24 protein-coding genes are annotated in these 26,441 nt (G+C 69.4%); 18 read left to right on the forward strand and 6 right to left on the reverse strand.

The genetic code is table 11. The annotated features are described in order from the left end of the window. On the reverse strand, positions 1-501 hold the full coding sequence (locus tag AC1HIL_RS06850; RefSeq protein WP_479671441.1) for a hypothetical protein: 501 nt from the start codon (positions 499-501) through the stop codon (positions 1-3). Between the two features lie 95 nt (positions 502-596). On the opposite strand from AC1HIL_RS06850, the gene AC1HIL_RS06855 reads away from it, so the two are divergent. Both AC1HIL_RS06855 and AC1HIL_RS06860 read left to right on the forward strand, forming a co-directional pair. Further along, positions 597-1,490 (forward strand): LysR family transcriptional regulator, encoded by an 894-nt coding sequence (locus AC1HIL_RS06855; protein ID WP_479671442.1) that lies wholly within the window; start codon positions 597-599, stop codon positions 1,488-1,490. Beyond that, entirely contained in the window at positions 1,487-2,038 is a 552-nt protein-coding gene (locus AC1HIL_RS06860; RefSeq protein ID WP_296739265.1) for an RNA 2'-phosphotransferase, read from the forward strand. Before AC1HIL_RS06855 ends, AC1HIL_RS06860 begins: the two co-directional genes overlap by 4 nt. Position 2,039: 1 nt before the next feature. On the opposite strand, the gene AC1HIL_RS06865 is transcribed toward AC1HIL_RS06860, so the two are convergent. Both AC1HIL_RS06865 and aceE read right to left on the reverse strand, forming a co-directional pair. Then, positions 2,040-2,597 carry a MarR family winged helix-turn-helix transcriptional regulator gene (locus tag AC1HIL_RS06865; protein ID WP_057597384.1) on the reverse strand — a complete coding sequence of 186 codons (558 nt, stop codon included), beginning with the start codon at positions 2,595-2,597 and terminating at the stop codon, positions 2,040-2,042. 62 nt (positions 2,598-2,659) lie between these two features. Further along, the gene (aceE, locus tag AC1HIL_RS06870; RefSeq protein ID WP_479671443.1) at positions 2,660-5,329 is read right to left on the reverse strand and encodes a pyruvate dehydrogenase (acetyl-transferring), homodimeric type; all 2,670 of its coding nucleotides are present in this window, start codon (positions 5,327-5,329) and stop codon (positions 2,660-2,662) included. 328 nt (positions 5,330-5,657) lie between these two features. On the opposite strand from aceE, the gene AC1HIL_RS06875 reads away from it, so the two are divergent. The 4 genes from AC1HIL_RS06875 to AC1HIL_RS06890 all read left to right on the forward strand — a co-directional run bounded on the left by AC1HIL_RS06875 (position 5,658) and on the right by AC1HIL_RS06890 (position 10,925). Continuing rightward, positions 5,658-7,436: a 1-deoxy-D-xylulose-5-phosphate synthase gene (locus tag AC1HIL_RS06875; RefSeq protein WP_479671444.1), complete on the forward strand. Its 1,779-nt coding sequence runs from the start codon at positions 5,658-5,660 to the stop codon at positions 7,434-7,436. 242 nt (positions 7,437-7,678) lie between these two features. Beyond that, entirely contained in the window at positions 7,679-9,574 is a 1,896-nt protein-coding gene (locus tag AC1HIL_RS06880; RefSeq protein ID WP_413764577.1) for a sensor histidine kinase, read from the forward strand. Positions 9,575-9,598: 24 nt separating this feature from the next. Beyond that, complete coding sequence (locus AC1HIL_RS06885; RefSeq protein ID WP_479671445.1) at positions 9,599-10,339, forward strand: energy-coupling factor ABC transporter ATP-binding protein; 741 nt, start codon at positions 9,599-9,601, stop codon at positions 10,337-10,339. Continuing rightward, on the forward strand, positions 10,332-10,925 hold the full coding sequence (locus AC1HIL_RS06890; RefSeq protein WP_479671446.1) for an energy-coupling factor transporter transmembrane component T family protein: 594 nt from the start codon (positions 10,332-10,334) through the stop codon (positions 10,923-10,925). The genes AC1HIL_RS06885 and AC1HIL_RS06890 overlap by 8 nt, the downstream gene beginning before the upstream one ends. Here AC1HIL_RS06890 and AC1HIL_RS06895 read toward each other — a convergent pair whose 3' ends face one another. Then, entirely contained in the window at positions 10,926-11,417 is a 492-nt protein-coding gene (locus AC1HIL_RS06895; protein WP_479671447.1) for a DUF6314 family protein, read from the reverse strand. Positions 11,418-11,703: 286 nt separating this feature from the next. Between AC1HIL_RS06895 and AC1HIL_RS06900 the strand changes: the two genes are divergently transcribed. The 7 genes from AC1HIL_RS06900 to mnmA all read left to right on the forward strand — a co-directional run bounded on the left by AC1HIL_RS06900 (position 11,704) and on the right by mnmA (position 18,942). Beyond that, on the forward strand, positions 11,704-12,084 hold the full coding sequence (locus AC1HIL_RS06900; protein WP_057598204.1) for a hypothetical protein: 381 nt from the start codon (positions 11,704-11,706) through the stop codon (positions 12,082-12,084). Between the two features lie 79 nt (positions 12,085-12,163). Next, a complete protein-coding gene (locus AC1HIL_RS06905; protein ID WP_479672750.1) occupies positions 12,164-12,613 on the forward strand; it encodes a hypothetical protein in 450 nt (149 codons plus the stop codon). A 10-nt stretch (positions 12,614-12,623) separates the two neighbouring features. Beyond that, positions 12,624-13,229, forward strand: a complete 606-nt coding sequence (locus AC1HIL_RS06910) for a DUF6891 domain-containing protein (protein ID WP_057597604.1) — start codon at positions 12,624-12,626, stop codon at positions 13,227-13,229. Next, entirely contained in the window at positions 13,202-15,058 is a 1,857-nt protein-coding gene (locus tag AC1HIL_RS06915; protein WP_479672751.1) for a VanW family protein, read from the forward strand. Before AC1HIL_RS06910 ends, AC1HIL_RS06915 begins: the two co-directional genes overlap by 28 nt. Beyond that, the gene (locus AC1HIL_RS06920; protein ID WP_479671449.1) at positions 15,055-16,728 is read left to right on the forward strand and encodes an FxLYD domain-containing protein; all 1,674 of its coding nucleotides are present in this window, start codon (positions 15,055-15,057) and stop codon (positions 16,726-16,728) included. The genes AC1HIL_RS06915 and AC1HIL_RS06920 overlap by 4 nt, the downstream gene beginning before the upstream one ends. 44 nt (positions 16,729-16,772) lie before the next feature. Next, complete coding sequence (locus AC1HIL_RS06925; protein WP_057597607.1) at positions 16,773-17,765, forward strand: LLM class flavin-dependent oxidoreductase; 993 nt, start codon at positions 16,773-16,775, stop codon at positions 17,763-17,765. A 64-nt stretch (positions 17,766-17,829) separates the two neighbouring features. Then, a complete protein-coding gene (mnmA, locus tag AC1HIL_RS06930) occupies positions 17,830-18,942 on the forward strand; it encodes a tRNA 2-thiouridine(34) synthase MnmA (RefSeq protein ID WP_479671450.1) in 1,113 nt (370 codons plus the stop codon). Between the two features lie 7 nt (positions 18,943-18,949). Here mnmA and AC1HIL_RS06935 read toward each other — a convergent pair whose 3' ends face one another. Continuing rightward, entirely contained in the window at positions 18,950-19,432 is a 483-nt protein-coding gene (locus tag AC1HIL_RS06935) for an NUDIX hydrolase (protein ID WP_057597609.1), read from the reverse strand. Positions 19,433-19,523: 91 nt separating this feature from the next. Beyond that, positions 19,524-20,249, reverse strand: a complete 726-nt coding sequence (locus AC1HIL_RS06940; RefSeq protein ID WP_261215433.1) for a response regulator transcription factor — start codon at positions 20,247-20,249, stop codon at positions 19,524-19,526. A gap of 446 nt (positions 20,250-20,695) precedes the next feature. Between AC1HIL_RS06940 and AC1HIL_RS06945 the strand changes: the two genes are divergently transcribed. The 5 genes from AC1HIL_RS06945 to AC1HIL_RS06965 all read left to right on the forward strand — a co-directional run bounded on the left by AC1HIL_RS06945 (position 20,696) and on the right by AC1HIL_RS06965 (position 26,440). Then, a complete protein-coding gene (locus AC1HIL_RS06945; RefSeq protein WP_479671451.1) occupies positions 20,696-21,826 on the forward strand; it encodes a Re/Si-specific NAD(P)(+) transhydrogenase subunit alpha in 1,131 nt (376 codons plus the stop codon). A gap of 24 nt (positions 21,827-21,850) precedes the next feature. Beyond that, on the forward strand, positions 21,851-22,180 hold the full coding sequence (locus AC1HIL_RS06950; RefSeq protein WP_057591510.1) for an NAD(P) transhydrogenase subunit alpha part 2: 330 nt from the start codon (positions 21,851-21,853) through the stop codon (positions 22,178-22,180). Then, positions 22,177-23,601: an NAD(P)(+) transhydrogenase (Re/Si-specific) subunit beta gene (locus AC1HIL_RS06955; protein WP_203204009.1), complete on the forward strand. Its 1,425-nt coding sequence runs from the start codon at positions 22,177-22,179 to the stop codon at positions 23,599-23,601. Before AC1HIL_RS06950 ends, AC1HIL_RS06955 begins: the two co-directional genes overlap by 4 nt. 104 nt (positions 23,602-23,705) lie before the next feature. Next, positions 23,706-25,385, forward strand: coding sequence for a long-chain-fatty-acid--CoA ligase (locus tag AC1HIL_RS06960; RefSeq protein WP_479671452.1), 1,680 nt, complete (start codon positions 23,706-23,708; stop codon positions 25,383-25,385). 50 nt (positions 25,386-25,435) lie between these two features. Next, positions 25,436-26,440, forward strand: a complete 1,005-nt coding sequence (locus AC1HIL_RS06965) for an ABC transporter permease subunit (RefSeq protein ID WP_057593818.1) — start codon at positions 25,436-25,438, stop codon at positions 26,438-26,440. The last annotated feature ends 1 nt before the right edge of the window (position 26,441 follow it).

The following is a 26,441-nucleotide window of genomic DNA, read 5'->3' on the forward strand; positions in this document are numbered from 1 at the left end:
TCAGCGCACCAGCGCCGCCGCATCGCGCCATGCGGGCAGCGGCACCAAGCCGGCCATGGCCACGGGCCTGGCCTGCGGGCCGAACAGGTAGCGCTTCGGCACGATGCCTTCGAGATGGCCCAGCACGTCGCTGCGGTCGTCGATGAAATGCGTGATGCCCAGTTCGCGGCAGTGGTCGGCCTTCTGCGGACGCTGCAGGCAGAAGCGCAGGTTGCCGGGCGCCATGCCCGTGCGTTCGAAGAAGCGGTGGTGCGCGAGCCAGGCGCGGCTCTTGGCCTGCACGCTCGGCCCGCACTTCGACACCAGCCAGACGCGGCCCTCGAAGCGATCGACCAGCGGCGCGACGGCCTCGAACATGCCTTCGTAGGGCGGCGTGTCGAGCGCGTCCCGCAGCGAGCCGCCGATGAAGGCGGTGTCGCCGCCGTCGGCCCGTTCGGCCGCGATCAGCACGCGGCCGATGTCGATGCCCAGGCGCGGGAAATGTTGCGATGCGTTCTTCATGTCGTGTTCCTTTCTCTTGTGTGCGGTGGATCGTAGGAACGAAGGCCATCACCAGGAACTACCGATATGCGATGGGCTATCCATAGAATGGATAGGTGGACATCCCCCGCACCAACCTCGACGCGCTGCAATCCTTCGCCGTGTTCGCCGACACGCTGAACTTCAGCGAGTCGGCGCGCCTGCTGCACATCAGCCAGCCGGCCCTGCATGCGAAGGTGCGAAAGCTGTCGGAGCAGCTCGACGCCAAGCTCTACCTGCGCGTGGGCAGCGCGCTGCAGCTCACGAGCGCGGGCGAGCAGGTGGCGCGCCATGCGCGCGAGTTGCTGTTGCTCAACCAGCGCTTCGTGAAGGGGCTCGCGCAGGGGCAGGAGCAGGCGGTGGTCAGCCTCGCGGCCGGCGAGGGCGCCTACCTCTACCTGCTGGGCAAGGCGCTGTCGCAGTTCTCGGGGCCGGGTGCCTCGCCGCACCTGCAGCTGCTCACGCGCAACCGCGACGCCTCGGTGCAGGCGGTGCGAGCGGGCCAGGCCCAACTGGGCATCGCGCCTCTGGGCGCCGTGCCGGCCGATCTGCATGCGGTGCGGCTCACGGTCGTCGGCCAGGTGCTGGTGCTGCCGCGCGCGCATGCGCTGGCCTCGCGCCGTTCGGTGCGCCTGCGCGATCTGCAGGGGGCGCAACTGATCGTGCCGCCCGCGGGTCGGCCGCACCGCGAACTGCTCGGCCGGCTGTTGCAGGCCGAGTCGGTGTCGTGGCAGCCCTCGCTCGAGGCCGATGGCTGGGAGCTGATGCTGCGCTTCGCCCAGCTCGGCTTCGGGCTGACGGTGGTGAATGCCTGCTGCCGCATTCCCAAGGGGCTGGTGGCGGTGCCGCTGCAGGGCTATCCGCCGCTCGAGTACCACCTGTTCCGCGCGGCCGACCGTCCGCCGTCCGTGCATGCGCAACGCCTGTGGAACGCGCTGCTCGCGCAGGCCGATCATTGGAAGAGCGCATGACGCCCGAGGACGCGAGCCGGTTCATCGCCTACGTGCTGCGTCATGCGCCCGAATCCATCGGCCTCGCGCTCGATGCCGAGGGTTGGGCCGAGATCGATGCGCTGGTGACCGGCGCTGTGGCCTCGGGCCGCGCGCTCACGCATGCGCAGGTCGTGCAGGCGGTCGATGCCGGCGCGAAGAAGCGCTACGCGCTGTCGGCCGACGGCCGCTGCATCCGCGCGCTGCAGGGCCATTCGACGCCGCAGGTCCGCCGCAGCTTCGAGCCGGCGGAGCCACCGGCCGTGCTCTTCCATGGCACGGCCACGCGCTTCCTCGCATCGATCCGTGCCGAAGGCTTGCGGCCCGGCACGCGGCAGCATGTGCACCTGTCGGCCGACGAGGCGACCGCCGTGCAGGTCGGGCAGCGCCATGGCAAGGCGCATGTGCTGCGCGTTGACGCAGGCGGAATGCAGGCGCTGGGCCATGCCTTCCATCGCGCGGAGAACGGGGTCTGGCTGACGGAGGCCGTGCCGCCGCGATTCCTGTCGGGCTGGCCTTCGTCCGTCTGAGCTACGCGCCCGAGCGCTGGGTGGTCGAGCGCGAACGCGAGCGCTTGCGGGTGCTTCGGGGTTCGGCGGCGGGCTGCGCCGCGGCGCTGCGCAGGTCCTGGTTGCGCTGGTGCGCGCCCGCGATCACGCGGCGCAGGCCGCGCTCCATCGACTCGAGCTCCGAAGCCGTCATGTGCTCGTTGAACATCTCGTGGATGAGCTTCTGGTAGGGCGGCCACATCCTGCGGCGCAGCGCGCGGCCCTGCTCGGTCAGCACCGCGACGCGGCCGCGCCCGTCGGTCTCGTCGACCTCGCGCACCACCAGGCCCTCGGCCTCGAGCGTGGTGACGATGCGCGAGATGAAGCTGCGGCTGTAGACCGCGCGCTCCGCGAGCTCGTGCATGCGCATGCGGCCGTTCGGCGAGGCGTCGAGCAGCCACAGCACGTCGTACCAGGTCAGCGGCGGCAGGCCTTCCTTGCGGAAGCTGTCCTCCATGAAGTCGAGCACCAGCACATAGGCGCTGATGAAGGAGGCCCAGGTGGAGGTGCCGCGCACGGCGGTGGAACGGGGCGTTGCCATACGGGGGAGAGCGTTTTCGAGAGTGGACCTCGATTCTCTCTCCGCCGCCACGGCGCGCATCGTCAGGGCAGCGCCGCGTACCTGGCTTCGGGGTCGATGCCGTAGAGCGACAGGGCCCGCGCCGGCAGTTCCGCGTCGACCGTGCCGTCGTCGGCCAGTGCCTTGAGCGCCGCGAGCGCGACGTGATGGCGGTCGACCTCGAAGAAGGCGCGCAGCGCTTCGCGCGTGTCGGAGCGGCCGAAGCCGTCGGTGCCCAGGGTCACGAAGCGGCGCTCCCCGACGAAGGGGCGGATCTGGTCGGGCACGATCTTCATGTAGTCGGTGGCGGCGATCGCCGGCCCGTCCTCGCCAGCCAGGCACTGCGCGACGTACGAAGCGCGCGGCGCCTGCGCCGGATGCAGGCGGTTCCAGCGCTCGGCTTCGAGGCCGTCGCGGCGCAGCTCCGAGAAACTCGTGACGCTCCAGATGTCGGCGCTCACGCCGAAGTCGCGCTGCAGCAGCGCAGCGGCCGCGATCACCTCGGAGAGGATCGCGCCGCTGCCCATCAGCTGCACGTGCGGCGCGCCGGCGGCACGGGCGCCCCGCTTCAGGCGGTACATGCCTTTCACGATGCCTTCCTCGGCACCCTCGGGCATCGCCGGATGCGCGCTCTTCTCGTTGATCAGCGTGAGGTAGTAGAAGACGTCCTCCTGCGGCTCGCCGTACATCCTGCGCAGCCCGTCCTGCACGATGACCGCAATCTCGTACGAGTAGGCGGGGTCGTAGGACACGCAGGACGGGATCACCGACGACAGCACGTGGCTGTGGCCGTCGTCGTGCTGCAGGCCCTCGCCCTCGAGCGTGGTGCGGCCCGAGGTCGCGCCCAGCAGGAAGCCGCGCGCGCGGATGTCGCCGGCCGCCCAGGCCAGGTCGCCCACGCGCTGGAAGCCGAACATCGAATAGAAGATGTAGAACGGGATGGTGGCGACGCCGTGCGTGCTGTGCGCGGTCGCCGCCGCGATCCAGGACGACATCGCGCCCGACTCGTTGATGCCCTCCTGCAGGATCTGCCCCTGGCGGTCCTCCTTGTAGAAGCTCAGCTGGTCGGCGTCCTGCGGCGTGTAGAGCTGGCCCACGTGCGAGTAGATGCCGACCTGGCGGAACATGCCGTCCATGCCGAAGGTGCGCGACTCGTCGGGCACGATCGGCACCACGCGCGGGCCCAGCACCGGGTCCTTGAGCAGTTGCGCGAGGATGCGCACGAAGGCCATGGTGGTGGCGTACTCGCGCTCGCCGCTGCTTTGCAGGTGGCTCGCGAAGGCCGCGAGCGCGGGCGTTGCCAGCGGGCCCGGTCCGCGCGAGCGTGACGGCAGGAGCCCGCCGGCGCGCTGGAGGCCAGCCTCGAGGCAGGCGGCTTCGGGGCTGCCGGGCGCGGGCTTGATGTACGGGATCTCCTCGAGCCGTTCGTCGGGCACCGGGATCGCGAAGCGGTCGCGGAAGGCACGCACGGCCGGGTCGCCCATCTTCTTCAACTGGTGGTTGATGTTGGCCGCTTCGCCGGCCGCGCCCATGCCGTAGCCCTTCACCGTCTTGGCGAGGATCACGGTCGGCTGGCCTTGGTGGCGCACGGCGGCGGCATAGGCCGCATGCACCTTGAGCGGGTCGTGGCCGCCGCGGGCGAGGGCGCCGATCTGCGCGTCGCTCAGGTGCGCGACCCGCTGGCGCAGCTCGGGGTCCTTGCCGAAGAAGTGTTCGCGCACGTAGTCGCCGCCGTGCGCCTTGAAGGCCTGGTACTCGCCGTCGACGCATTCCATCATGCGCCGGTGCAGCCGGCCGTCGTGGTCCTGCGCCAGCAGTTCGTCCCAGCCGCTGCCCCAGACGACCTTGATCACGTTCCAGCCCGCGCCGCGGTAGACGCTCTCGAGCTCCTGGATGATCTTGGCGTTGCCGCGCACCGGGCCGTCGAGGCGCTGCAGGTTGCAGTTCACCACGAAGATCAGGTTGTCGAGCTTCTCGCGGCCCGCCATCGCGACCGCGGCCAGGGTCTCGGGCTGGTCCTGCTCGCCGTCGCCGAGGAAGGCCCAGACCTTGCGGCCCTGCGCCGGGATCAGCCCGCGGTCCTCGAGGTAGCGCATGTAGCGTCCCTGGTAGGCCGCCATCAGCGGACCGAGGCCCATCGAGACGGTCGGGAACTGCCAGAAGTCCGACATCGTGCGCGGATGCGGGTAGGAGGCGAGGCCGCCGCCGATCTCGCGCCGGAAGCGGTCCATCTGCTGCTCCGACAGGCGCCCCTCGAGATAGGCGCGCGCATAGATGCCGGGCGAGGAATGGCCCTGGATGTAGAGCATGTCGCCAAGGAACCCGGGCGTGGCGGCGCGGAAGAAGTGCCGGTAGCCGGTCTCGTAGAGCGTGGTGGCCGAGGCATAGGTCGCGATGTGGCCGCCGACGCCCGAGTGCTTGCCCGCGCGCAGCACCAGCGCCATCGCATTCCAGCGCAGGTAGGCGTCGAGCCGCAGCTCGATGTTCACGTCGCCCGGAAAGGCCGGCTGGTCGGCGACGCGCACGGTGTTCACGTAGGGCGTGGTGCGCGGCGCGGCATAGCGGCCCGCGGCCGCGTGGTCCTGCTCGATCAACTGGTCCAGCAGGTAATGGGCCCGGTCGCGGCCTTCGTGGATCACCACGGCGCGCATGGCGTCGAGCCATTCGCGTGTCTCTTGCGGATCGATGTCGTCCGCGCTCGCCAAGTCGTTCATTCGTTGCTCCTTCGTTGTGCGGTTCGTTGTTCGAACGTCGTTCGCATCGCCTTTAAATTTCATTATGTGGATATGAATCGTGCAATGCGCAACGACAATGTATCCCCAGTTGATTGCAAATGCAATCAGTTGTGCTGTAACCTGCCTGGCGTGGATCGAGGCGATGTGGGCGATGAAGAAGGCTGAATTGGCCATGATTCGCCGCCATGACCTCGATCTCGGCGGATCTATCTGCATGCGATAGCAACTATTGGTGTGGCAGATCCGTACCCATGCCCATGGCGCCCGCCGGGGCCGAAGACAACCCCTCGAGAACCCAAAGGCATCCATGCCGCCCTCCGACCCGTCATCCAGCTTTCCCACGCCCGCGCAGTTGCGCGACCTCGATCCCGCGGACCTCGTCGAAGTGGCCACCGATCTCCGAAGCGCGCTGCTGCGCAGCGTGTCGCGAACGGGCGGCCATCTCGCCTCGAACCTCGGCGTGGTCGAGCTCACCCTTGCCTTGCACCACGTCTTCGACACGCCGCGCGATGCGCTGGTCTGGGATGTCGGCCACCAGTGCTATGCGCACAAGATCCTCACGGGCCGTGGCCCGGCGATGGCCACTTTGCGCAAGGTCGGCGGCCTGTCGGGCTTCACCTCGAGGGACGAGTCGCCCTACGACCCCTTCGGTGCCGGCCATGCGGGCACCGCCGTCTCGGCGGCGGTGGGCATCGCGATGGGCATGCGGGACGACGGCAGGCATGCCGTCGCCATCGTCGGCGACGGCGCGCTCTCGGCGGGAATGACCTTCGAGGCGCTCAACCATGCGGGCAGCTTCGCGACCTTGCCGCTGGTCGTGGTGCTCAACGACAACGGGATGTCGATCTCGCCCGCGCTGGGCGCGCTGCACCAGCATCTGCGCGGCCTGGTCGAGCGGGGCGCATCCGCTCGCGCCGACCACCGCTCGCTGTTCGAGCTGCTGGGCCTGCGCTACACCGGCCCCATCGACGGCCACGATGCCGAGGCGCTCGTGGCCGCGTTCCGCGCCGCGAAGCGATCGCGCGCGCCGCAGGTCCTCCACGTCGTCACGCAAAAGGGCAGGGGCTATGCGCCGGCCGAGGCCGACCCGACCACCTACCACGGGCCCGGCCCCTTCGACCTCGCCGTGGGCGTGGCCGCCAAGGCCGCGAGCCGCCCGAGCTTCAGCCAGGTCTTCGGCCAATGGGTGTGCGACGCGGCGGCCGACGACCCGGCCATCGTCGCGATCACGCCCGCGATGCGCGAGGGCTCCTGCCTGGTCGATTTCGAGCGGCGATTCCCGGCGCGCTTCGTGGACGCCGCCATCGCGGAGCAGCATGCGGTGACGCTGGCCGCGGGACTCGCCGTGGCCGGCATGCGGCCGATCGTGGCGATCTATTCGACCTTCCTGCAGCGCGGCTACGACCAGCTCGTCCACGACGTCTGCCTGCAGAACCTGCCGGTGCTGTTCGCGATCGACCGCGCGGGAATCGCGGGCGGGGACGGTGCCACGCACCTGGGCGCCTTCGACGTGGCGGCGCTGCGCTGCGTTCCGAACCTGCTGCTGATGACGCCGGCCGACGGGCACGAGTGCCGGCGGATGCTCGCGCTGGGGTTGGATCACGACGGGCCGTCGGCGGTGCGCTACCCGAGGGCCGTCGTCCCCGCGGACGACGGCGTTCGCACGGACCAGCCCTTGGCACTCGGCCGCGGCGTGGTCGTGCGCAGGTCGACGGGCAACAGTCCCGCCAGGGTGGCGCTGCTCGCCTTCGGGCCCTTGCTCCATGCCGCGATGGAGGCCGCCGAGGCGCTCGACGCGAGCGTCGCCAACATGCGCTTCGTCAAGCCGCTCGACGAGGCGCTGCTGCTCGACCTGGCCGCGACGCACGAGGTGCTCGTCACGCTCGAGGAGGCCTCGGTCATCGGTGGCGCGGGCGCGGCCTGCGCGGAGCGCATCGCGATGGAAGGGCTGCCGGTGCGGCTGCTGCGCCTGGGCCTGCCCGATGTCTTCATCGGGCATGGAGATCGGGGCGAACTGCTCGCGTTGCAGGGCCTCGATGCGGCGGGCATCGTCGGAGCGATCCGGGCGTTCGTCGAGCGGCACTGACGGCCGGTGCAACGGGCCGGTGTAGGGCAAACGCGCCTCTTGCCCCGCCGGCATGGCGCGGCGCCGGGGCTCTGCCCGACAATTCGCGCCGAATCCTCCGCATCCGGCGCGCCTTGTTCTCCAAAAACGCTTCCACCGACGTTCGCCGCGAAGGCGAGGGGCCCCTGGCCCGGGCGAAGGCACGCCTGCCGTCGCCGATCGCCTGCCTGGTGTTCGTGGTGTCGGTGGCGCTGCTGGTGGCCATGGGGGCCTTCTTCGGCGACCACTCGGGCGGCAAGTACCCCCCGGGCGCGACGCAGCACATCACGCGGGCCGACTGGCAGGTGCAGCGCGCGAACGGTTTCATGGCGCCGCCGCTGATCTTCAGCGGCCAGCAATTGCCCGATGCCTGGCAACCGGTCGAGCTGCCGCTGGCGCTGCCGATCGCGCTGCTCGACCAGGCCGACGCCAACACGATCTCGGACCCGGGCAAGGAGACGCGCACCACCTGGCTGCGGCTGAAGGTGCCGCCCCATCCCGGGCTGCGCGGTCCGCTCGCGCTGTACGGCTCGCGCGTGAAGACCGACGGCACGATCGCGATCTATGCCGATGGCCGGCTGGTGTATCGCGCGCAGGAACTGGGACCGCTGTGGAACAGCACGCGCACGCCGCTGTGGGTGGTGTTCGAGCAGCGCGACGACGGCTCGGCCGCGCGGCCGGCCGAGATCCTGATCCGGCTCGAGCACACCCGCGCCGCGCAGGTGGGCATCGCCTCGCTGTGGCTGGGGCCGGTCGACGCGCTCAAGGGCCGCTACCAGATGCGCCAGTGGCTGCAGCAGGAGCTGCCCGCGATGCTGAGCGCGGCCTTCATGGCGGTGGGCGTGTTCGCGCTGTTCGTGTGGCTGTGGCGCCGCCACGAGACCGGCTACCTGCTGTTCTTCAACCTCGCTACCACCTCGTACCTGCGCGGGCTGCATTTCTACGTCTCGCTGCCGATCGCCAACGACTGGTTCGCCTGGCTCACGGTCAATGCGCTGTTCTGGCTGGTGGCGGTGGTGCACTACGCGCTGCGACAGCTGCACGAGCGGCCGCTCACGCTGCTGACCTGGGCCGTGACGACGATCACCTTGCTGGTCAGCGTGCTGACCCTGCCCGGCATCGCGCTGCTGCCGAACACGCCGCAGGTCACGCCGCTGATCTACCTGGTGGTGGCGGGCATGGCCACGGTGGTGGGGCTGGTGGGCGGCATCAGCGCCTGGCGCCGTTCGCCCGAGGGGCGGCTGGTGGCGGCCGGCATCGGCGTGTGCGTGCTGCTCGGCGCCACCGACTGGATGGTGCAGAACAACATCGTGAGCCCCGAGGGCTGGTACCTGGGCGCCTACACCAACGCCGTCACCTTCGCCGTCTTCGGCATCCTGCTGTATCGGCGCTACGTGCACGCGATCGGCGAGGTGGAACGCGTCAACGCCAGCCTCGCGCAGCGGTTGCAGGCGCGCGAGAGCGAGCTCGACCTGAGCCATCGCCGGCTGCGCGAGGTCGAGCGGCAGAAGACCATCAGCGACGAGCGCCAGCGGCTGATGCAGGACATGCACGACGGGCTGGGCTCCTCGCTGATCAGCGCGATCCGCTCGGTGGAGGAGGGCCGGCTCAGCGACCAGAAGGTGTCGCAGATCCTCCAGGGCTGCCTCGACGACCTGAAGCTCACGATCGACTCGATGGAGCCGATCGACGCCGACCTGCTGCTGCTGCTCGCCACCCTGCGCTACCGGCTCGGCCCGCGGCTCGAGGGCATGGGCGTGTCGCTGACCTGGGAGGTGCAGGAGATCCCGCCCTTGCCGTGGCTCGATCCGTCGAGCGCGCTGCACGTGCTGCGCATCGTGCAGGAAAGCATCTCCAACACCCTGCGCCACACGCGCGCCACCACCATCCGCGTGGCGACCGGCACGGATGCCGCGCACGTGTGGGTGCGCATCGAGGACAACGGCCAGGGCTTCGACGTCGAGCAGGCCCTGACCGGCGGCCGGGGCCGCGGCCTGCAGAACATGCAGCGCCGCGCGCTGGCGGTGCAAGGGCACGTGGCGTGGGAGTCGGATGCGGCGGGCACGCGCTTCCTGCTGTGGCTGCCGCTGGTGCGGGCCGAGCGCCCTTCGGGGGCATGAGCCGTCGGGTACAGTGACGGCCCCTTGCCGCCGCACACCGACCCCTCCTCCGCCGACCACGGCATCCGTCTCGAATCCGTCGTGCTGGAGCGCGGCGCACAGCGCGTGTTCGATGGCCTCTCGCTCGAGCTGCGCGATGCGCGCATCGGCGTGATCGGCGACAACGGCGCCGGCAAGAGCAGCCTGTTCCGGTTGATCAGCGGGCTGGAGCCGCCGGGCGAAGGCCGGGTGCGCGTGCATGGCTGCGACACGGTGGCCGATCGCCGCCAGCTCTCGCAGCACGTCGGCCTGATGTTCCAGAACCCCGACGATCAGATCATCTTTCCGACCGTGGCCGAGGAGCTGGCCTTCAGCCTCACGGCGCGCGGCGAATCGCGCACCGAGGCACGCCGGCAGGCACGCGACTTCCTCGCGCGGCGCGGCCTCGCGGGCTGGGCCGAGCGCGCCATCGGCGAACTGAGCCAGGGCCAGCGCCAGCAGGTGTGCCTGCTGGCATTGCTGATCAGCCGGCCCGCCACCTTGCTGCTCGACGAACCGTTCGCGAGCCTCGACCTGCTGAGCCAGGCCCGGCTCTCGGCGCAGCTCGCCGCGAGCGACCAGCAGGTGCTGGTGTCGACGCACGTGCTCGAGCACGTGCACGACTTCGAGCGCGTGCTGTGGCTGGCGCAGGGCCGGGTGCGCGCCGACGGCCCGGGCCGCGAGGTCTGCGAGGCCTATGCGCAGGACGTGCGGCAACGCGCGGCGATGGACCTGCCGCATGCGTAGCCTCTATCTCGACAGGCGCACCTGGATGCACGCGGTGCCGGCGTGGCTCAAGCTCGCGCTGCTGTCGGCCGGCGGCACCGCGCTCGTGCTGACCAACCGGCCTGCGCTGCTGGACGCGGCCTGCGGACTGTCGCTCGCGCTGTTCGCCTCGCTCGGGCGGCCCGCGTGGGGCCGGGTGCGCACGCTGTTCGGCATCGCGATCGCCTGCGCGCTCATCGTCGGCTTCCATGCACTGCTCGGCACCACGCTGCTCGGCGTGGCGAGCGCGCTGCGCATCGCCACCGCCGCGGTGCTCGCGCTGATGCTGACGCTGACCACGCGCTTCGAGGACCTGCTCGCGGTGCTCGAGACGGTGCTGCATCCGCTGCGCCGCCTGGGCGTGCCCACCGACCGCATCGCGCTCGGCCTCGGGCTCACGCTGCGGTTCGCCGAGAACTTCTACGTGCAGTGGCAGCGGCTCGACGACGCGCACCGCGCGCGCGCCGGCCATGGCGGCGGACTGCGGCTGCTGGCGCCGCTGACCATCCGCACGCTGCAGACCGCGGAGCGCGTGGCCGATGCGCTCGCGGCGCGGCTCGGGCGCTGATCAGCAGGCTGCGCGGCGGAAGTTCGTGAGGCTCACGTAGTCCTTGCGTGGACCGCGCACGGTGTGGCGCAGCGTGAAGCTGCCATCGTCCAGGAAGCGGTAGAGGCTGTCGTAGAGGTCGGCGGCGCACAGGTGCGCGGCGGTGCCGGTCCAGGCCGTGTCGCCGTCGTCGCCCGGCAGCAGCGCGATCTCGTGGAACAGGCGTGGCGGCCGTTCAGCGAACAGCACCGCGAAACCGCCGGGACTGCCCTGGTACAGGTACTCGCGGTGGGCGTCGAAGCTGCGGCCGTCGAGCAGGCGCAGCCGGCCTTGCTCGCGATAGTGCAGGGTCGCGGGTATCGCGTCGGGCATGGCATGGAAGACAGCGGTACCGTGCATCGAGGCCTGGCCTTCGATCGCGCGTTCGAAGGTCCAACTGCCCGCGAGACGGCGCCAGACATCGTCGGCTTCGCCCCATGGCGAGAGAGAAAGGGTGGGGTTGGCCGCACGCATGGGGCGACTCTATCCCTCCGGGGAAAGCCCCTCCATGTCGGACGCGGACCATCGATTGTTTCCTTCCCGTGAACGCCGCGGTTCCATTTGCCTAGGGTTTTTACCTAGATTCGAGGCGCACAATTCGTCTCACGGACCAGCCGCCGACTCCAAGACAAGCAGAAGGCAGCGACTGATCTGGGTGAACAGGCACTGACGAGGTGGCCGCCCCCGAAGGGACGGCGCCCCACCAAGACCGGTTCGAATCATCCAAAGTCAAGTCACAAGAATTGAAGGAATACTCAAAATGAACGCCTCGAAGCTCCTCTCCGCCGTTGCCCTCTCCCTGCTCGCCGCTGCCGGTGCAGCCCATGCAGAAACCTATGAGGGTGTGCATCCCCTGACCTCGGCCGCCAGCCGCGCCGAAGTCGCCGGCCAGGCCGTCATCGCCGCTCGCAGCGCCGACCCCTATGCCGAAGGCGCCAACGCCGGCCCGGCCCAGGTGGTCGCCTCGGATACCAGCCGTGCCGCCGTCCGTGCCGAAGCCGTTGCCGCGGCACACAGCGACAACCCCTACGCCGAAGGCGCTTCGTCGGGCGTGGCGCCGCTGGTCGCCAGCACCGTGGACCGCAATGCGGTGCGCGCACAAGCCCGCGCCGCTGCCCGCGGCGACTCGCTGCCGCTGTAATCGGCGCCCAGAACTCGGTCGCATCGCGGGGCTCGCTCCCGCGGTGAGTCGAGTGGTTTAGCCACCCGGAGGCCGGCCCTTGCGAAAGCAGGGGCCGGCCTTTCGCTTGGATGTCGGTCAATCCAAAGCATTAACGGCGGATGCAGCGCACTTCGCGGCCGATGCGGCCGTGAAACCGAGTCTGTCGCGCAAATCGCACAGAGCCGCATGCGGCATATCGAGCGCTTTCGGCCTCCATGCCGTCGCGTGCGAACCCGCGCGGTCGCTGGGACACCGCGACACGCCACTGCAACGTTGCACCGCCGCGGTGCGCTTCGCTCTCCCATTCGGCCGATCGCACGAGCCGTCGTCCGCCGAATGGCGCATTGCCATGCTGCAATGCATGATCGATGATGTTGCTCGCGGCTCGATGGACCGCACAACGTCATGCTTTCGGCCTACAGCGCCATTGTGGTGCGGGCACGCGAAAATGTACGGGCGCTTCTGCCACGACAAAAGCAAGCACGACCCCGCCGCCGAGCGCGGCTGACCCATTACGCATGGCCCTCACTCTCGACACCGAAGACACGCGACAAAGGATCCACGATCTCGTGTGGTCAGGCTTTCATCACGACGCCGACGTCGAATGGATGATCACCGACGAGTACCTCGATCCCGACGAGCTGACTTCCGATGACCGGGCCTGGGTCAAGGCCGAGACCGCGCGCGCCTGCGCCGCCAAGCATGCGGCCGAAGCCGAGTGGCCCGCGCAGACCGAATACGACCGCCTCGAGACCGCGTTCGCGCAGCTGCGCGAAGAGAAGATCATCGCGCTGCACCGCGCGGGCAACACGCTGGCCGACGGCCAGGACGACGTGCGCGATGCCTGGCGCGCCGCCGGCCGCGACGCCTCGGGCATCGTGGGCTGCTGCTTCTATCACGCGCAGGACCTCGAGCGCGCGGTGCGCACCGGCCGGCTGCACCTGGCCTTCAGCGGCGGCCTGATTCCCGAGATCGCGCGGCGCGAGGCCAATACCGTGGCGGTCGGGCAGCGCATCGCCGCGCTGCTCCAGGGCGTCGGCTTCGCCGTGCACTGGAGCGGCAACATCGACGAACGCATCGAGGTCGACCTCGGCCAGTGGCGCAAGCGAGGCCCATCGGCGTGAGCGTGCAGGCCTGGCAGCCGCCGCGCCGCATCGATGCGATCGATTTCTGGCTGCGCTCCCGGTTGCTGGCCATCGCGCATGGGTTGCGCGAAACCTGGCGTCCTTCCGCGCGCCGCTGGCCCATGGCCGATGCGCTGGCCGATGCGCCCGTGCTGGCGCGCTTCAGCAGCCCGCTGTGGACCGATGGCCGCGACGACGAATTCGCGCTGGTCGCCGGCAAGGTGCAGAACCTGCGCATGGCGCGCGCCGCCTTCGATGCCATCGAGGTGCCCGCGGGCGAGCTGCTGAGCTTCTGGCGCCAGCTCGGCCGGCCCAGCGCATGGCGCGGCTTCGTGCAGGGCCGCGAACTGCGCGGCGGCTGCGTGGTGCCGACACTGGCGGGCGGGCTCTGCCAGCTCTCGAATGCACTGGCCACGGTCGGCGCTCGCGCGGGACTCGAACTGGTCGAGCGCCATACGCACACCGCGCGCATCGAGCAGGCCGCGGCCGGGCCCGACGATGCGGTCGACGCGACCGTGTTTTGGAACTACGTCGACCTCAAGCTGCGCGCGCGCCATGCGTGGCGGCTCGAAGTCGAAATCACCGCCACCGAGCTGGTGCTGCGCATCCGCGCGCATGCGCCGCCGGTCGCGCCGCGCGTGATGTGGCGCGCGCCGCGCGATGCCGGCGCCGACGCGCTGGCGCCGCCCGTGGCGCGCGGCTGCCTGAGCTGCGACCGCAACGACTGCTTCCGTCACCGGCCCGCGCTGCCGGTCGCGGCCCAGGGGCGGACCGCCGTGCTGCTCGACGCATGGACGCCCGAGTTCGCGCGCTACCTCGAGGCCCGGCATCCCGAGGCCGACCGCATGCAGCGCGCGCCCGTGCGGCTGGCTTTCTGGCGGCCGATGAGGGACTGGCGTGGCGGTGAGGCCTCGGTGCACCGCCCCTGGCTGGCCAGCGTTCGCGGCGCGTTGTGGCGCCGCCTGTGGGCGCGCCGGGAAGGCGGGCGGCGGCAGGCCGGCGTGATCGATGCGCAGCGCTGGCTCGCGCGGGCCTTCGCGGCACGGCTTCGGCCCGAACACACGCAGCTGGTGGTCGACCAGGCGCTGCTGCCGCATCTGCAGCGCCTCGGCGCGCTCGACGGACGCGCGTTCACCGTGCTGGCCGGCGCGCTGCCGATGGCCGAGATCGAGGCACGTCTCGATGCGGCCGCGGCGCGCTGGCCCGACGACACCACGTTGCGCGACTTCCGTGCCGCGCCGTCGTTGGTGCGTGCCGAAGCCCAGGCATTCGCGCGCGCGGCCACGGTGGTCACCCCACATGCGGCGGTGGCGGACGCGATGGCCACCGCGGCGCCGCAGGCCACGCTGGAGCGGCTCGAATGGGTGCTGCCCGGCATGTCGCCGCGTGCGAATCGGGCACCGGACGATGGCGCGCCGCTGGTCGTGCTGCCCGCCAGCGCCCTCGCGCGCAAGGGCGCGCGCGAGCTGGCCGCGGCATTGCGCGGCAGCGGATGGCGCCTGCGCGTGCTCGGCTCGCCATCGGCCGATGCCTCGCTCTGGCGGGGCATCGCGCTGGATGCGGCCCGCGATCCGCGCGGCGACTGGCTCGACGGCGCCCGCGTGGTGGTGCTGCCCGCGCATGTGGAGCATGCGCCGCGCGCGGCGCTGCGCGCGCTCGCGGCCGGCGTGCCGGTGGTGGCCTCCACCGCCTGCGGCCTCGCGGGCCGGCAGGGCGTGCGCGAAGTGCGCGCGGGCGACATCGAGGGCCTGCGCGCCGCGCTGCGCGAGGCGATCGACGGCCAGTGCCATTCCAACGAACAAGACGACAACGACCAGCGCTTCCCATGACCATCGATCTCCAGACGCTCAAGTGCGGCGAATGCGGCAGCAGCGTGCTCAAGCGCACCGGCCTCAACGAATTCACCTGCCAGCACTGCGGCTCCGTCACGCTGGTGGAGGACGACATCTCCGACCGCCTCGACCGCGTGCTCGACCAGGTCAAGGATGCGGCCGCGCGCCGTCTCGCCGACGAGCAGGCGGCGCGGCAGAAGGTGGCGATGCGCACCGCGGGCTTCGCGGTCGCGGCCGTGGTCGGCATCACCCTGCTCGTGACGGTGGTGCAGATGTTCACGCGCAAGGACACGTCCGACGGCGGCCGCCGCGCCGCGGTCGCCTCGGTGGTCGACCGCAACATTCCCACCGATGGCCTCAAGCTCGGCGAACCGCGCCAGGTGCTGGTGGGCAGCGGCAGCTCGGCGCGGCCCAAGCTGCTGGTGGTGGCGCGCAACGAGACCGGCAAGCCGCTCGAGCGCGCGAGCGTCAAGGCCACCTACTACGACGGCGAGACGCGGCTCGAGGAGCGCGGCGAATCGCTGCCGATCTCGGTGCTCGAGCCCGGCGAGAGCGCGCCGCTGCTGATCGACCTGCCGAGCGGCAAGAACGTCACGCGCCAGGAGCTGCAGGTGCAGCGCCTGTCGGCACCCTACCGCTCGGCCGACGGCCCGCGGCTCGCGTTCACGCGCCTGCGGCTGGTGCAGCAGGGCGACCGCGTGCGGCTGGTGGGGCGCGTGGTCAACGAGCGCAAGGATGCGGCGATCGGCGGCGTCGAGGCGCTCGCCACGCTCTACGACGACGCCGGCAACGTGATCGGCTTCGGCCGCGGCTATGCGCAGGGCAACGACATCCCGCCCGGCGCGCGCAGCGCGATCGACATCGACCTTGCGCGCTTCGGCCGCGCCGCGCAGGTCGCGGCCTGGGACTACCGCATCGCCTACAGCACCATCGAAGCCGGCGGCTCGCGCAGCGCGGTGCGCAGCGCCGACCGCGTGATCCGCACCGTGGGCGCGCCCGAGGTCTTCCACGCCGACCTGCGGCTGAGCACCGAGGACCTGCTGGCCGACGACAGCGAGCGCTTCGACACCAAGGATCTCGAGCTGCTGCCGCTGGTGGCGGGCCGCAGCAACATCCAGCGGCCGCTGTTCCTGACCGAGCTCGTGAACCGCAGCAAGGAGGCGGTGGTGATCGCGCCCGGCGGCGTGATCTCGCGCTTCGGCGGCAGCAAGGCCGACGGCGCCACCGCCATCCAGGGCCTGGCCTATCTCTACCCGGGCGAGCGCTTCCCGATCCTGCTGGAGCCGCGCGATGTCGACCGCATCACCCAGACCCGCGTCGAGTGGAAGCCGATGCGCCGCGCCGCGCTGCCCGGTCCGCGCACGCCGCTCGAGGTGCAGGTGACCGGCACCAAGGCCGAGACCGGCAGCGTGCTGCTCAACTTCAGCCAGCGCTTCCTCTACAAGAGCGTGCAGGTCACGGGCAAGGTGAGCAATCCGGGCACGACCATCGTCGGCAAGGTGCGGCTGTGGGTCAGCCTGCGCGACCGCGACGGGCAGCTCAGCGGCTTCAAGCTGGTCGACAACCTGCCGGCCATCGCGCCCGGAGAGAGCGTGCCGTTCCAGGTCAACGTGGAGCAGAACGGCCGCGACTTCGCGAGCGTCGGCACGCTATACCAAACCGAATAGCCCCGTAGCCAGCGTTCGCGGGCGCTTCGCGCCATGATCGGCGGATGACCGATTTCTCGATCCTCGACCTCTCCCCGATCGTCGAAGGCAGCGATGCCGCGCAGTCCTTTCGCAACTCGCTGTCGTTGGCGCAGCACGGCGAAAAGCTCGGCTACCGCCGCTACTGGCTCGCCGAGCACCATGGCATGCCGGGCATTGCCAGCGCGGCCACCGCGGTGCTGCTGGCGCACGTGGGCGCGGGCACCTCGACGATCCGCATCGGCGCCGGCGGCGTGATGCTGCCCAATCATTCGCCGCTGGTCATCGCCGAGCAGTTCGGCACCCTCGAGTCGCTCTACCCGGGCCGCGTCGACCTGGGCCTGGGCCGCGCCCCCGGTTCCGACCAGCGCACCGCGCGCGCGCTGCGCCGCAATCTCGAATCGGACGCCGACCAGTTCCCGCAGGACGTGATCGAGCTGATGGACTTCATGTCGAAGAACCCGCAGCAGGCGGTGCGCGCCGTGCCGGGCGCGGGGCTCGAGGTGCCGGTGTGGATCCTCGGCTCGAGCACCTTCGGCGCGCAGCTGGCCGCCCACCTGGGCCTGCCCTATGCCTTCGCCTCGCACTTCGCGCCGCAGCAGATGATGCAGGCGATCCAGATCTACCGCGAGACCTTCAAGCCCTCGGCGCAGCTTGCCAAGCCCTACGTGATGCTGGGCTTCAACGTGTTCGCGGCCGACACCGACGCCGAGGCCGAGTTCCGCGCCACCTCGTGGCAGCAGGCTTTCGTCAACCTGCGCAGCGGCCGGCCCGGCCGGCTGCCGCCGCCGGTCGAGGGCTACCGGCAGAAGGTCGGCCCGGCCGAGAACGCGCTGCTCGACTCGGTGCTGTCGTGCTCGGCCGTGGGCTCTCCCGACACCGTGCGCGCGGGCGTGGAGGCCTTCATCGAGCGCACCGGCGCCAACGAACTGATGATCACCTCGCAGGTCTTCGACCACGCCTCGCGGCTGCGCTCCTACGAGCTGCTGGCCCGCATCCGCGACAGCCTGCGCGCCTGAACGGGCGCCCCCGATTTCCCCCACGCCGACCCCGCCTCGCCGGGGCTGGGACAATGTCGCCCCTATGGCAAAGCAACGGATCGTGGTCGGGCTGAGCGGCGGTGTGGATTCCGCGGTGACCGCGCACCTGCTCAAGCAGCAGGGGCACGAGGTGGTCGGCATCTTCATGAAGAACTGGGAAGACGACGACGACAGCGAGTACTGCTCGTCGAACATCGACTTCGTGGACGCCGCCAGCGTGGCCGACGTGCTGGGCATCGAGATCGAGCACGTGAACTTCGCGGCCGACTACAAGGACCGCGTGTTCGCCGAGTTCCTGCGCGAGTACAAGGCCGGCCGCACGCCCAATCCCGACGTGCTGTGCAATGCCGAGATCAAGTTCAAGGCCTTCCTCGACCATGCGATGCGCCTGGGCGCCGAGAAGATCGCCACCGGCCACTACGCGCGCGTGCGGCTCGACGAGGCTACGGGCCGGCACGAGCTGCTCAAGGGGCTCGACCCCTCGAAGGACCAGAGCTACTTCCTGCACCGCCTGAACCAGGCGCAGCTGTCGAAGACGCTGTTCCCGGTCGGCGAGCTGCACAAGACCGAGGTGCGCCGCATCGCCGAGGAGATCGGCCTGTCGAACGCGAAGAAGAAGGACTCGACCGGCATCTGCTTCATCGGCGAGCGGCCGTTCCGCGAATTCCTCAACCGCTACATCTCGAAGGAACCGGGCCCGATCAAGGACGACCGCGGCCGCAGGCTCGGCGAGCACCAGGGCCTGAGCTTCTATACGCTGGGCCAGCGGCAGGGGCTGGGCATCGGCGGCGTGAAGGAAAAAGGCGCGCAACGCGGCGCGGGCGACCATTCGCCGTGGTTCGTGGCGCGCAAGGACGTCGAGAACAACACGCTGTGGGTGGTGCAGGGCCATGACCATCCCTGGCTGCTGTCGACCTCGCTGCGCGCCGACGACGCGAGCTGGGTGGCGGGCGAGCCGCCGGTGCCGGGTGCCTATGGGGCCAAGTCGCGCTATCGGCAGGCCGACGCGGCCTGCGAGATGGTGGCCGGCGACGAAGCTCCGCGCGACGATGCCTTTGCATTGCGCTTCGGCCAGACGCAATGGGCGGTGACGCCGGGCCAGTCGGCGGTGCTGTACGACGGCGAACGCTGCCTGGGCGGCGGCGTGATCGTCTGAGCGCTGCTCAGCGCGGCTCTTGCCGCACCGAATCGTCGACGTGGATCAGGTCCAGCGGATGCCGTTGGCCGGCCAGGTGGTCTTCCACGCATTGCAGCAGCAGCGGGCTGCGATGCCGCGCCACGCTGGCGCGGATCTCGTCGGCCGTCATCCAGAGCGTGCGCACGATGCCGGTGTCGAGTGCCCGGCCCGCTTCGCGTTCGCCGAGCTCGCCGCTGAAGGCGAAGCGCATGTAGGTCACGGCGGGATCGTCGGCCGAACGCGCGAGATAGATGCCGACCAGCGCGGTCGGCACGAAGGCATGGGCTGTTTCCTCGAGCGCCTCGCGCGCGCAGCCTTCGGCCGGTGATTCGCCGGGATCGAGGTGGCCGGCCGGGGTGTTGAGGCGCAGGCCCTGCTCCGTGCGCTCCTCGACCAGCAGGAAGCGGCCCTCGCGTTCGATCACCGCGGCGACGGTGACGTTGGGTTTCCAGCGGACGGTGGTGTTCATGGGGATGGATTCCTTCGACGCTCGCGCGGAAGGCGGGCCATGGGCTGGCACGCCGCCGCGCGAATCATCCCCGTATTGGACGCGAACCCGCTCAGGAGCTGCGCGCTTCGCCCCCGCGTGCGCCGAGCTGGCCGGCTTCGACCGTTTCGAGCCGGTAGCCGAGCCCGTAGATCGCCAGCAGCAGGAAGCCGTTGGCGGGCCGCAGGTCGAGCTTGGTCCGCAGGCGCGAGATGTGGGTGTCGAGCGAGCGCGAGAGCGCCTCGACGCCCAGGCCCCATACCGCTTCGTGCAGGTGCTCGCGCGACAGCAGGCGGCCGAGGTTCTGGAACAGGAACAGCGCCAGTTCGTACTCGCGGTTCTTGAGCTCGACCGGCATGCCGCGCACCTTGAGCGTTCGCGAGGGTGGATAGAAATGGTAGGGGCCGAAGACCAGCTCGGTCTCGTGCTGCGCGGGGTACGAGCGCCGCAGCAGGGCGTTGACGCGCGCCTCGAGCTCGGTGGCCTGGATCGGCTTGCTCATGAAGTCGTCGGCTCCCGCGTTGAGCCCGGCGACCATGTCTGCGTCGTCGTGCCGTGCGGTGACGAACAGCACGGGCAACCGGCTCTTGAGGTCGTGGCGAATCGTCTTCACCACGTCGAGGCCGCGGATGTCGGGCAGGTGCCAGTCGAGAAGCAGCAGATCGAAGGTCTGTCGCCGCATCGAATGCAGCAGCGATTTTCCGTCCGCGTACTCATGGCACTCGTGCCCGAGCGACGCCATGGTCTGATGAATCAGTTTTCTCTGATGGGCCTCGTGGTCGAGGACAGCAATGCGCATTTTTTTACCCCCTTACTTCCTCCCATGGGCCGCCTCTGTGTACGGCTCCAAGTGAGGCGAAGTGTATCTATCTGCGTCTAAGGTAAGCAATCTGCCCTGCAACTAATGCACATGAACCCTTCTTTTAAATCAATCCATGGAAGAATGATTACAAAGGCCTACATCTTTGTCCTGTAGATGACACGAAGTTCGTGCAAACGCCGGCGTTGTTTTTGCGCCGCACGATGCCGCCGCGCCGGCGCCGCCTGAGACCGGTTTCCTTACAGCGCGTCAGAGGGAAAGGCCTCGATCCATCACCAATAAGCTATCAAATGGATAGCTAGATTTTCAGCAGCCACGGACGTTGGAGCATGGATACTTCGCCCCTTGCGCGACAGATCGGGCCGAATGTCTTGCTGTAAGCTTCGCCCGCATTTCGCGCTGCACCTTGCCCTGAGGAGAACTCTATGCTGATAGGCGTGCCTGCCGAGACAACGACAGGCGAAACCCGAGTGGCCGTGACCCCGGAGACGGCGAAGAAACTGGTGGCGTTGGGGCACACGGTGCGTGTGCAGAGCGGCGCGGGCGTGCCGGCCAGCGCGACCGACGCGGCCTACCAGGCGGCCGGTGCCGAGATCACCGACCAGGCCGGCGCCTTCGGTGCCGACATCGTGCTCAAGGTGCGCGCCCCGAGCGACGCCGAATGCGCGCTCGCCAAGTCCGGCAGCGTGCTCGTGGGCATGCTCAACCCCTTCGACGCCGCCGGCCTGCAGCGCGTGGCCGCCGCCGGCCTCACCGGCTTCGCGCTCGAAGCCGCGCCGCGCACCACCCGTGCCCAGAGCATGGACGTGCTCAGCTCCCAGGCCAACATCGCGGGCTACAAGGCCGTGATGATCGCGGCCGACAAGTACCAGCGCTTCTTCCCGATGCTGATGACCGCCGCCGGCACCGTGAAGGCCGCGCGGGTCGTGATCCTCGGCGTGGGCGTCGCGGGCCTGCAGGCCATCGCCACGGCCAAGCGCCTGGGCGCGGTCATCGAGGCCTCGGACGTTCGCCCCAGCGTCAAGGAGCAGATCGAATCGCTGGGCGGCAAGTTCATCGACGTGCCCTACGAGACCCAGGAAGAGAAGGACGCCGCCGAAGGCGTGGGCGGCTATGCGCGCCCGATGCCCGCGAGCTGGCTCACGCGCCAGCAGGCCGAGGTCGCCAAGCGCGTGGCGCTGGCCGACGTCGTCATCAGCACCGCGCTGATCCCGGGCCGTGCCGCGCCGACCCTCATCACCGAGGACATGGTCAAGTCCATGAAGCCCGGCAGCGTCATCGTCGACATCGCCGCCGGCAAGGGCCCGGATGGCGTGGGCGGCAACTGCCCGCTGTCCGAAGCCGACAAGACGGTGGTCAAGCACGGCGTGACCATCGTCGGCGAAACGAACCTCGCCGCGCTGGTGGCTGCCGACGCCTCTGCGCTGTACGCGCGCAACGTGCTCGACTTCCTCAAGCTCGTGCTGACCAAGGAGGGCACGCTGAAGATCGACCTCGAGGACGACATCGTCGCCGCCTGCCGTGTCACGCAGGACGGCCAGGTCACGAAGAAGTAAGCGAACACGCGAGGAGAAGAAACCATGGACATCGTCTCTCACACCGTCATCAACCTCATCATCTTCGTGCTGGCCATCTACGTGGGCTACCACGTGGTGTGGACCGTCACGCCCGCGCTGCACACGCCGCTGATGGCCGTGACCAACGCCATCTCGGCGATCGTCATCGTGGGCGCCATGCTGGCCGCCGCGCTCACCGAGACCGGCCTGGGCAAGACCATGGGCGTGCTGGCCGTCGCGCTGGCGGCGGTCAACGTCTTCGGCGGCTTCCTGGTCACGCGGCGCATGCTGGAGATGTTCAAGAAGAAGGAAAAGAAGGCCGCGCCCGCAGCCGCCGAGGGAGCTTCCAAGTGAGCATGAACCTCGTCACCCTGCTGTACCTGCTGGCCAGCATCTGCTTCATCCAGGCGCTCAAGGGCCTGAGCCATCCCACCACCTCGATCCGCGGCAACGTCTTCGGCATGACCGGCATGGCGATCGCCGTGCTGACCACCGGCGCGCTGATCTGGAAGCTGGCCAACGGCAACCCGGCCGGCTTGGGCTACGTGCTGGTCGCGCTGGTCGTGGGCGGGGGCCTCGGCGCCTACATGGCCAACAAGGTCGAGATGACCAAGATGCCCGAACTCGTGGCCTTCATGCACAGCATGATCGGCCTGGCGGCCGTGTTCATCGCGGTGGCCGCCGTGGCCGAGCCGCATGCCTTCAACATCGCGCTCAAGGGCGATCCGATCCCCGCGGGCAACCGCCTGGAACTGTTCCTGGGCGCGGCCATCGGCGCCATCACCTTCAGCGGCTCGGTGATCGCCTTCGGCAAGCTCTCGGGCAAGTACAAGTTCCGCCTGTTCCAGGGCGCGCCGGTGCAGTTCGCGGGCCAGCACATGCTGAACCTCGTGCTGGGCCTGGCGACCGTGGGCCTGGGCCTCGTGTTCATGGCGACGGAGAACTGGACGGCCTTCTTCGCGATGCTCGCGCTGGCCTTCGTGATGGGCGTGCTGATCATCATCCCGATCGGCGGCGCGGACATGCCGGTGGTGGTGTCGATGCTCAACAGCTACTCGGGCTGGGCGGCCGCGGGCATCGGCTTCAGCCTGAACAACGCGATGCTGATCGTGGCGGGCAGCCTGGTGGGCAGCTCGGGCGCGATCCTGAGCTACATCATGTGCAAGGCGATGAACCGCTCGTTCTTCAACGTGATCCTGGGCGGCTTCGGCGGCGACGCTGCGGCGGCCACGGGCGGCGCGAAGGAGCAGCGCCCCGTGAAGAGCGGCAGCGCCGACGACGCGGCCTTCGTGCTGGGCAACGCCGAGACGGTGGTGATCGTGCCGGGCTACGGCCTGGCGGTGGCCCGCGCGCAGCACGCGGTCAAGGAGCTCGCGGCCAAGCTCACCGAGAAGGGCATCACGGTGAAGTACGCGATCCATCCGGTGGCCGGTCGCATGCCGGGGCACATGAACGTGCTGCTGGCCGAGGCGGAGGTGCCGTACGACCAGGTGTTCGAGATGGAGGACATCAACGGCGAGTTCGGCCAGGCCGACGTGGCGATCATCCTGGGCGCCAACGACGTGGTGAACCCGGCCGCGCACACCAAGGGCAGCCCGATCTACGGCATGCCGATCCTGGAGGCCTACAAGGCCAAGACGGTGATCGTGAACAAGCGCTCCATGGCCGCCGGCTACGCGGGCCTGGACAACGAGCTGTTCTACATGGACAAGACCATGATGGTCTTTGGCGATGCTAAAAAAGTAGTGGAAGATATGGGCAAGGCCATCGAATAGGCCGAGGTTCCGTCCCGGCCCGCGCTCTGCGGGCAAACCCTTACGGCGCCGCTCAGGCGCCGTTTTCGTTTTCATCCCAATCCGACTCCGGAGGAGACACATCCATGACCGATCGTCCCTGGCTCTGCAGTTACCCGCAAGGCGTGCCTGCCGACATCGACCCATCGCAGTACGCGTCGCTGGTCGGCCTCATGGAAGAGAGCTTCTCGAAGTACGCCGACCGCACGGCCTACAGCTTCATGGGCAAGGACGTGAGCTATGCCGAGACCGACAAGCTCAGCAAGGCCTTCGCGGCCTACCTGCAGGGCCTGGGCCTCGCCAAGGGCGACCGAGTCGCGGCCATGATGCCCAACTGCCCGCAGTACCCGATCGCGGTGGCCGGCATCCTGCGCGCGGGCCTGATCCTCGTGAACGTGAACCCGCTGTACACGCCGCGCGAGCTCGAGCACCAGCTCAAGGACTCGGGCGCGAAGGCGATCATCATCATGGAGAACTTCGGCGTCACGCTGCAGCAGTGCATCGCGGCCACGCCGGTCAAGCACATCGTGCTGGCCTCGATGGGCGACCGGCTCGGCTTCCTCAAGGGCGCGCTCGTCAACTACGTGGTGCGCAACGTCAAGAAGCTGGTGCCGGCCTTCAACCTGCCGGGCGCGGTGCGTTTCAACGATGCGCTCGACCAGGGCGCGGGCCGCACGCTGCAGACGCCGGCCATCGGCGCCGACGATGTCGCGGTGCTGCAGTACACCGGCGGGACCACGGGCGTATCGAAGGGGGCGGTGCTGCTGCATCGCAACGTGATCGCCAACGTGCTGCAGTCCGAGGCCTGGAACGAGCCGGTGATGCGCAAGGTGCCCGCGGGCCAGCAGCCCACGAGCGTGTGCGCGCTGCCGCTCTATCACATCTTCGCGTTCACGGTCGGCATGATGCTGAGCATGCGCACGGGCGGCAAGCTGATCCTGATCCCGAATCCGCGCGACCTGCCCGCGGTGCTCAAGGAACTGTCGAAGCACACGGTCCACAGCTTCCCGGCGGTCAACACGCTGTTCAACGGCCTGGCCAACCATCCCGACTTCAACACCGTCGACTGGTCGAACCTCAAGGTCTCGCTGGGTGGGGGCATGGCGGTGCAGGCCGCGGTCGCGAAGCTCTGGCTCGAGAAGACCGGCTGCCCGATCTGCGAGGGCTACGGCCTGTCCGAGACCTCGCCCTCGACCACCTGCAACCCGACCGACAGCAAGGCCTACACCGGCACCATCGGCGTGCCGCTGCCGAGCACCTGGCTCAAGCTGCTCGACGACAACGGCAACGAGGTTGCGCTCGGCGAGCCCGGCGAGATCGCGATCAAGGGACCGCAGGTGATGGCCGGCTACTGGCAGCGCCCCGACGAGACCGCGAAGGTCATGACCAGCGACGGCTACTTCAAGAGCGGCGACATCGGCGTGGTCGACGAGCGCGGCTACTTCAAGGTGGTCGACCGCAAGAAGGACATGATCCTGGTGTCGGGCTTCAACGTGTACCCGAACGAGATCGAGGACGTGGTCGCGCAGATTCCGGGCGTGCTCGAATGCGCGGCCGTGGGCGTTGCCGACGAGAAGACCGGCGAGGCCGTGAAGCTCGTGATCGTGAAGAAGGACGAGTCGCTCACCGAGGCGCAGGTGCGCGAATATTGCAGAGCAAACCTTACGGGTTACAAGCAGCCGCGAATCGTAGAGTTTCGCACTGACCTGCCGAAGACACCGGTCGGAAAGATCCTGCGCAGAGAGTTGCGCGACGCCAAAAAGTAAGGGTTCGGCCCGGGTGGGGCCGCGGCATCGATCTTGCATATTGCGGGTCGATGTTTCGCTTCCTCCTCACGCGCGTGAGCTTGCTGGTGCCGACCTTCTTCGGCATGACGCTGCTTGCCTTCTTCCTCATCCGGCTGGTGCCGGGCGACCCCATCGAGACCATGGCCGGCGAGCGCGGGATCGACCCCGCGCGCCATGCCGAGCTGCTCACGGCCTACGGCCTCGACAAGCCGGTGATCGTGCAGTACGGCATCTACATCGCGCGCGTGCTGCACGGCGACCTCGGCAAGTCGCTGATCACGCAGGAATCGGTGATGAACGAGTTCCTCGCGCTGTTCCCGGCCACCATCGAGCTCGCGATCTGCGCCATCGCGTTCGCGCTGTTGCTGGGGTTGCCCGCGGGCATCCTCGCCGCGGTGCGGCGCAACTCGATCTTCGACCACGGCGTGATGGCCACCTCGCTGACCGGCTACTCGATGCCGATCTTCTGGTGGGGCCTGCTGCTCATCCTCTTCTTCTCGGTGCAGCTCGGCTGGACGCCGGTCTCGGGCCGCATCTCGGTGCAGTACTACGTCGAGCCCGACACCGGCTTCCTGCTGCTCGATGCCTTGCGCGCCGGCGAGATCGACGCCTTCTGGTCGGCGCTGCACCACCTCGTGCTGCCGGCCGTGGTGCTGGGCACGGTGCCGCTGGCGGTGATCGCGCGCATGACGCGCTCGGCCATGCTCGAGGTGCTCGGCGAGGACTACATCCGCACCGCGCGCGCCAAGGGCCTGTCGCGCTTTCGCGTGGTGGGCCTGCATGCGCTGCGCAATGCGCTGATCCCGGTCGTCACGGTGATCGGGCTGCAGGTGGGCGTGCTGTTCACCGGCGCCATCCTCACCGAGACCATCTTCTCGTGGCCCGGCGTCGGCAAGTGGCTGATCGAGGCCATCGGCCGGCGCGACTATCCGGTGCTGCAGGGCGGCATGCTGCTGCTCGGCGGCATCGTGATGCTGGTCAACCTGCTGGTCGACCTGACCTACGGCGTCATCAACCCCCGCATCCGGCGCTGAA

This window comes from Variovorax sp. ISS6 (assembly GCF_056523145.1).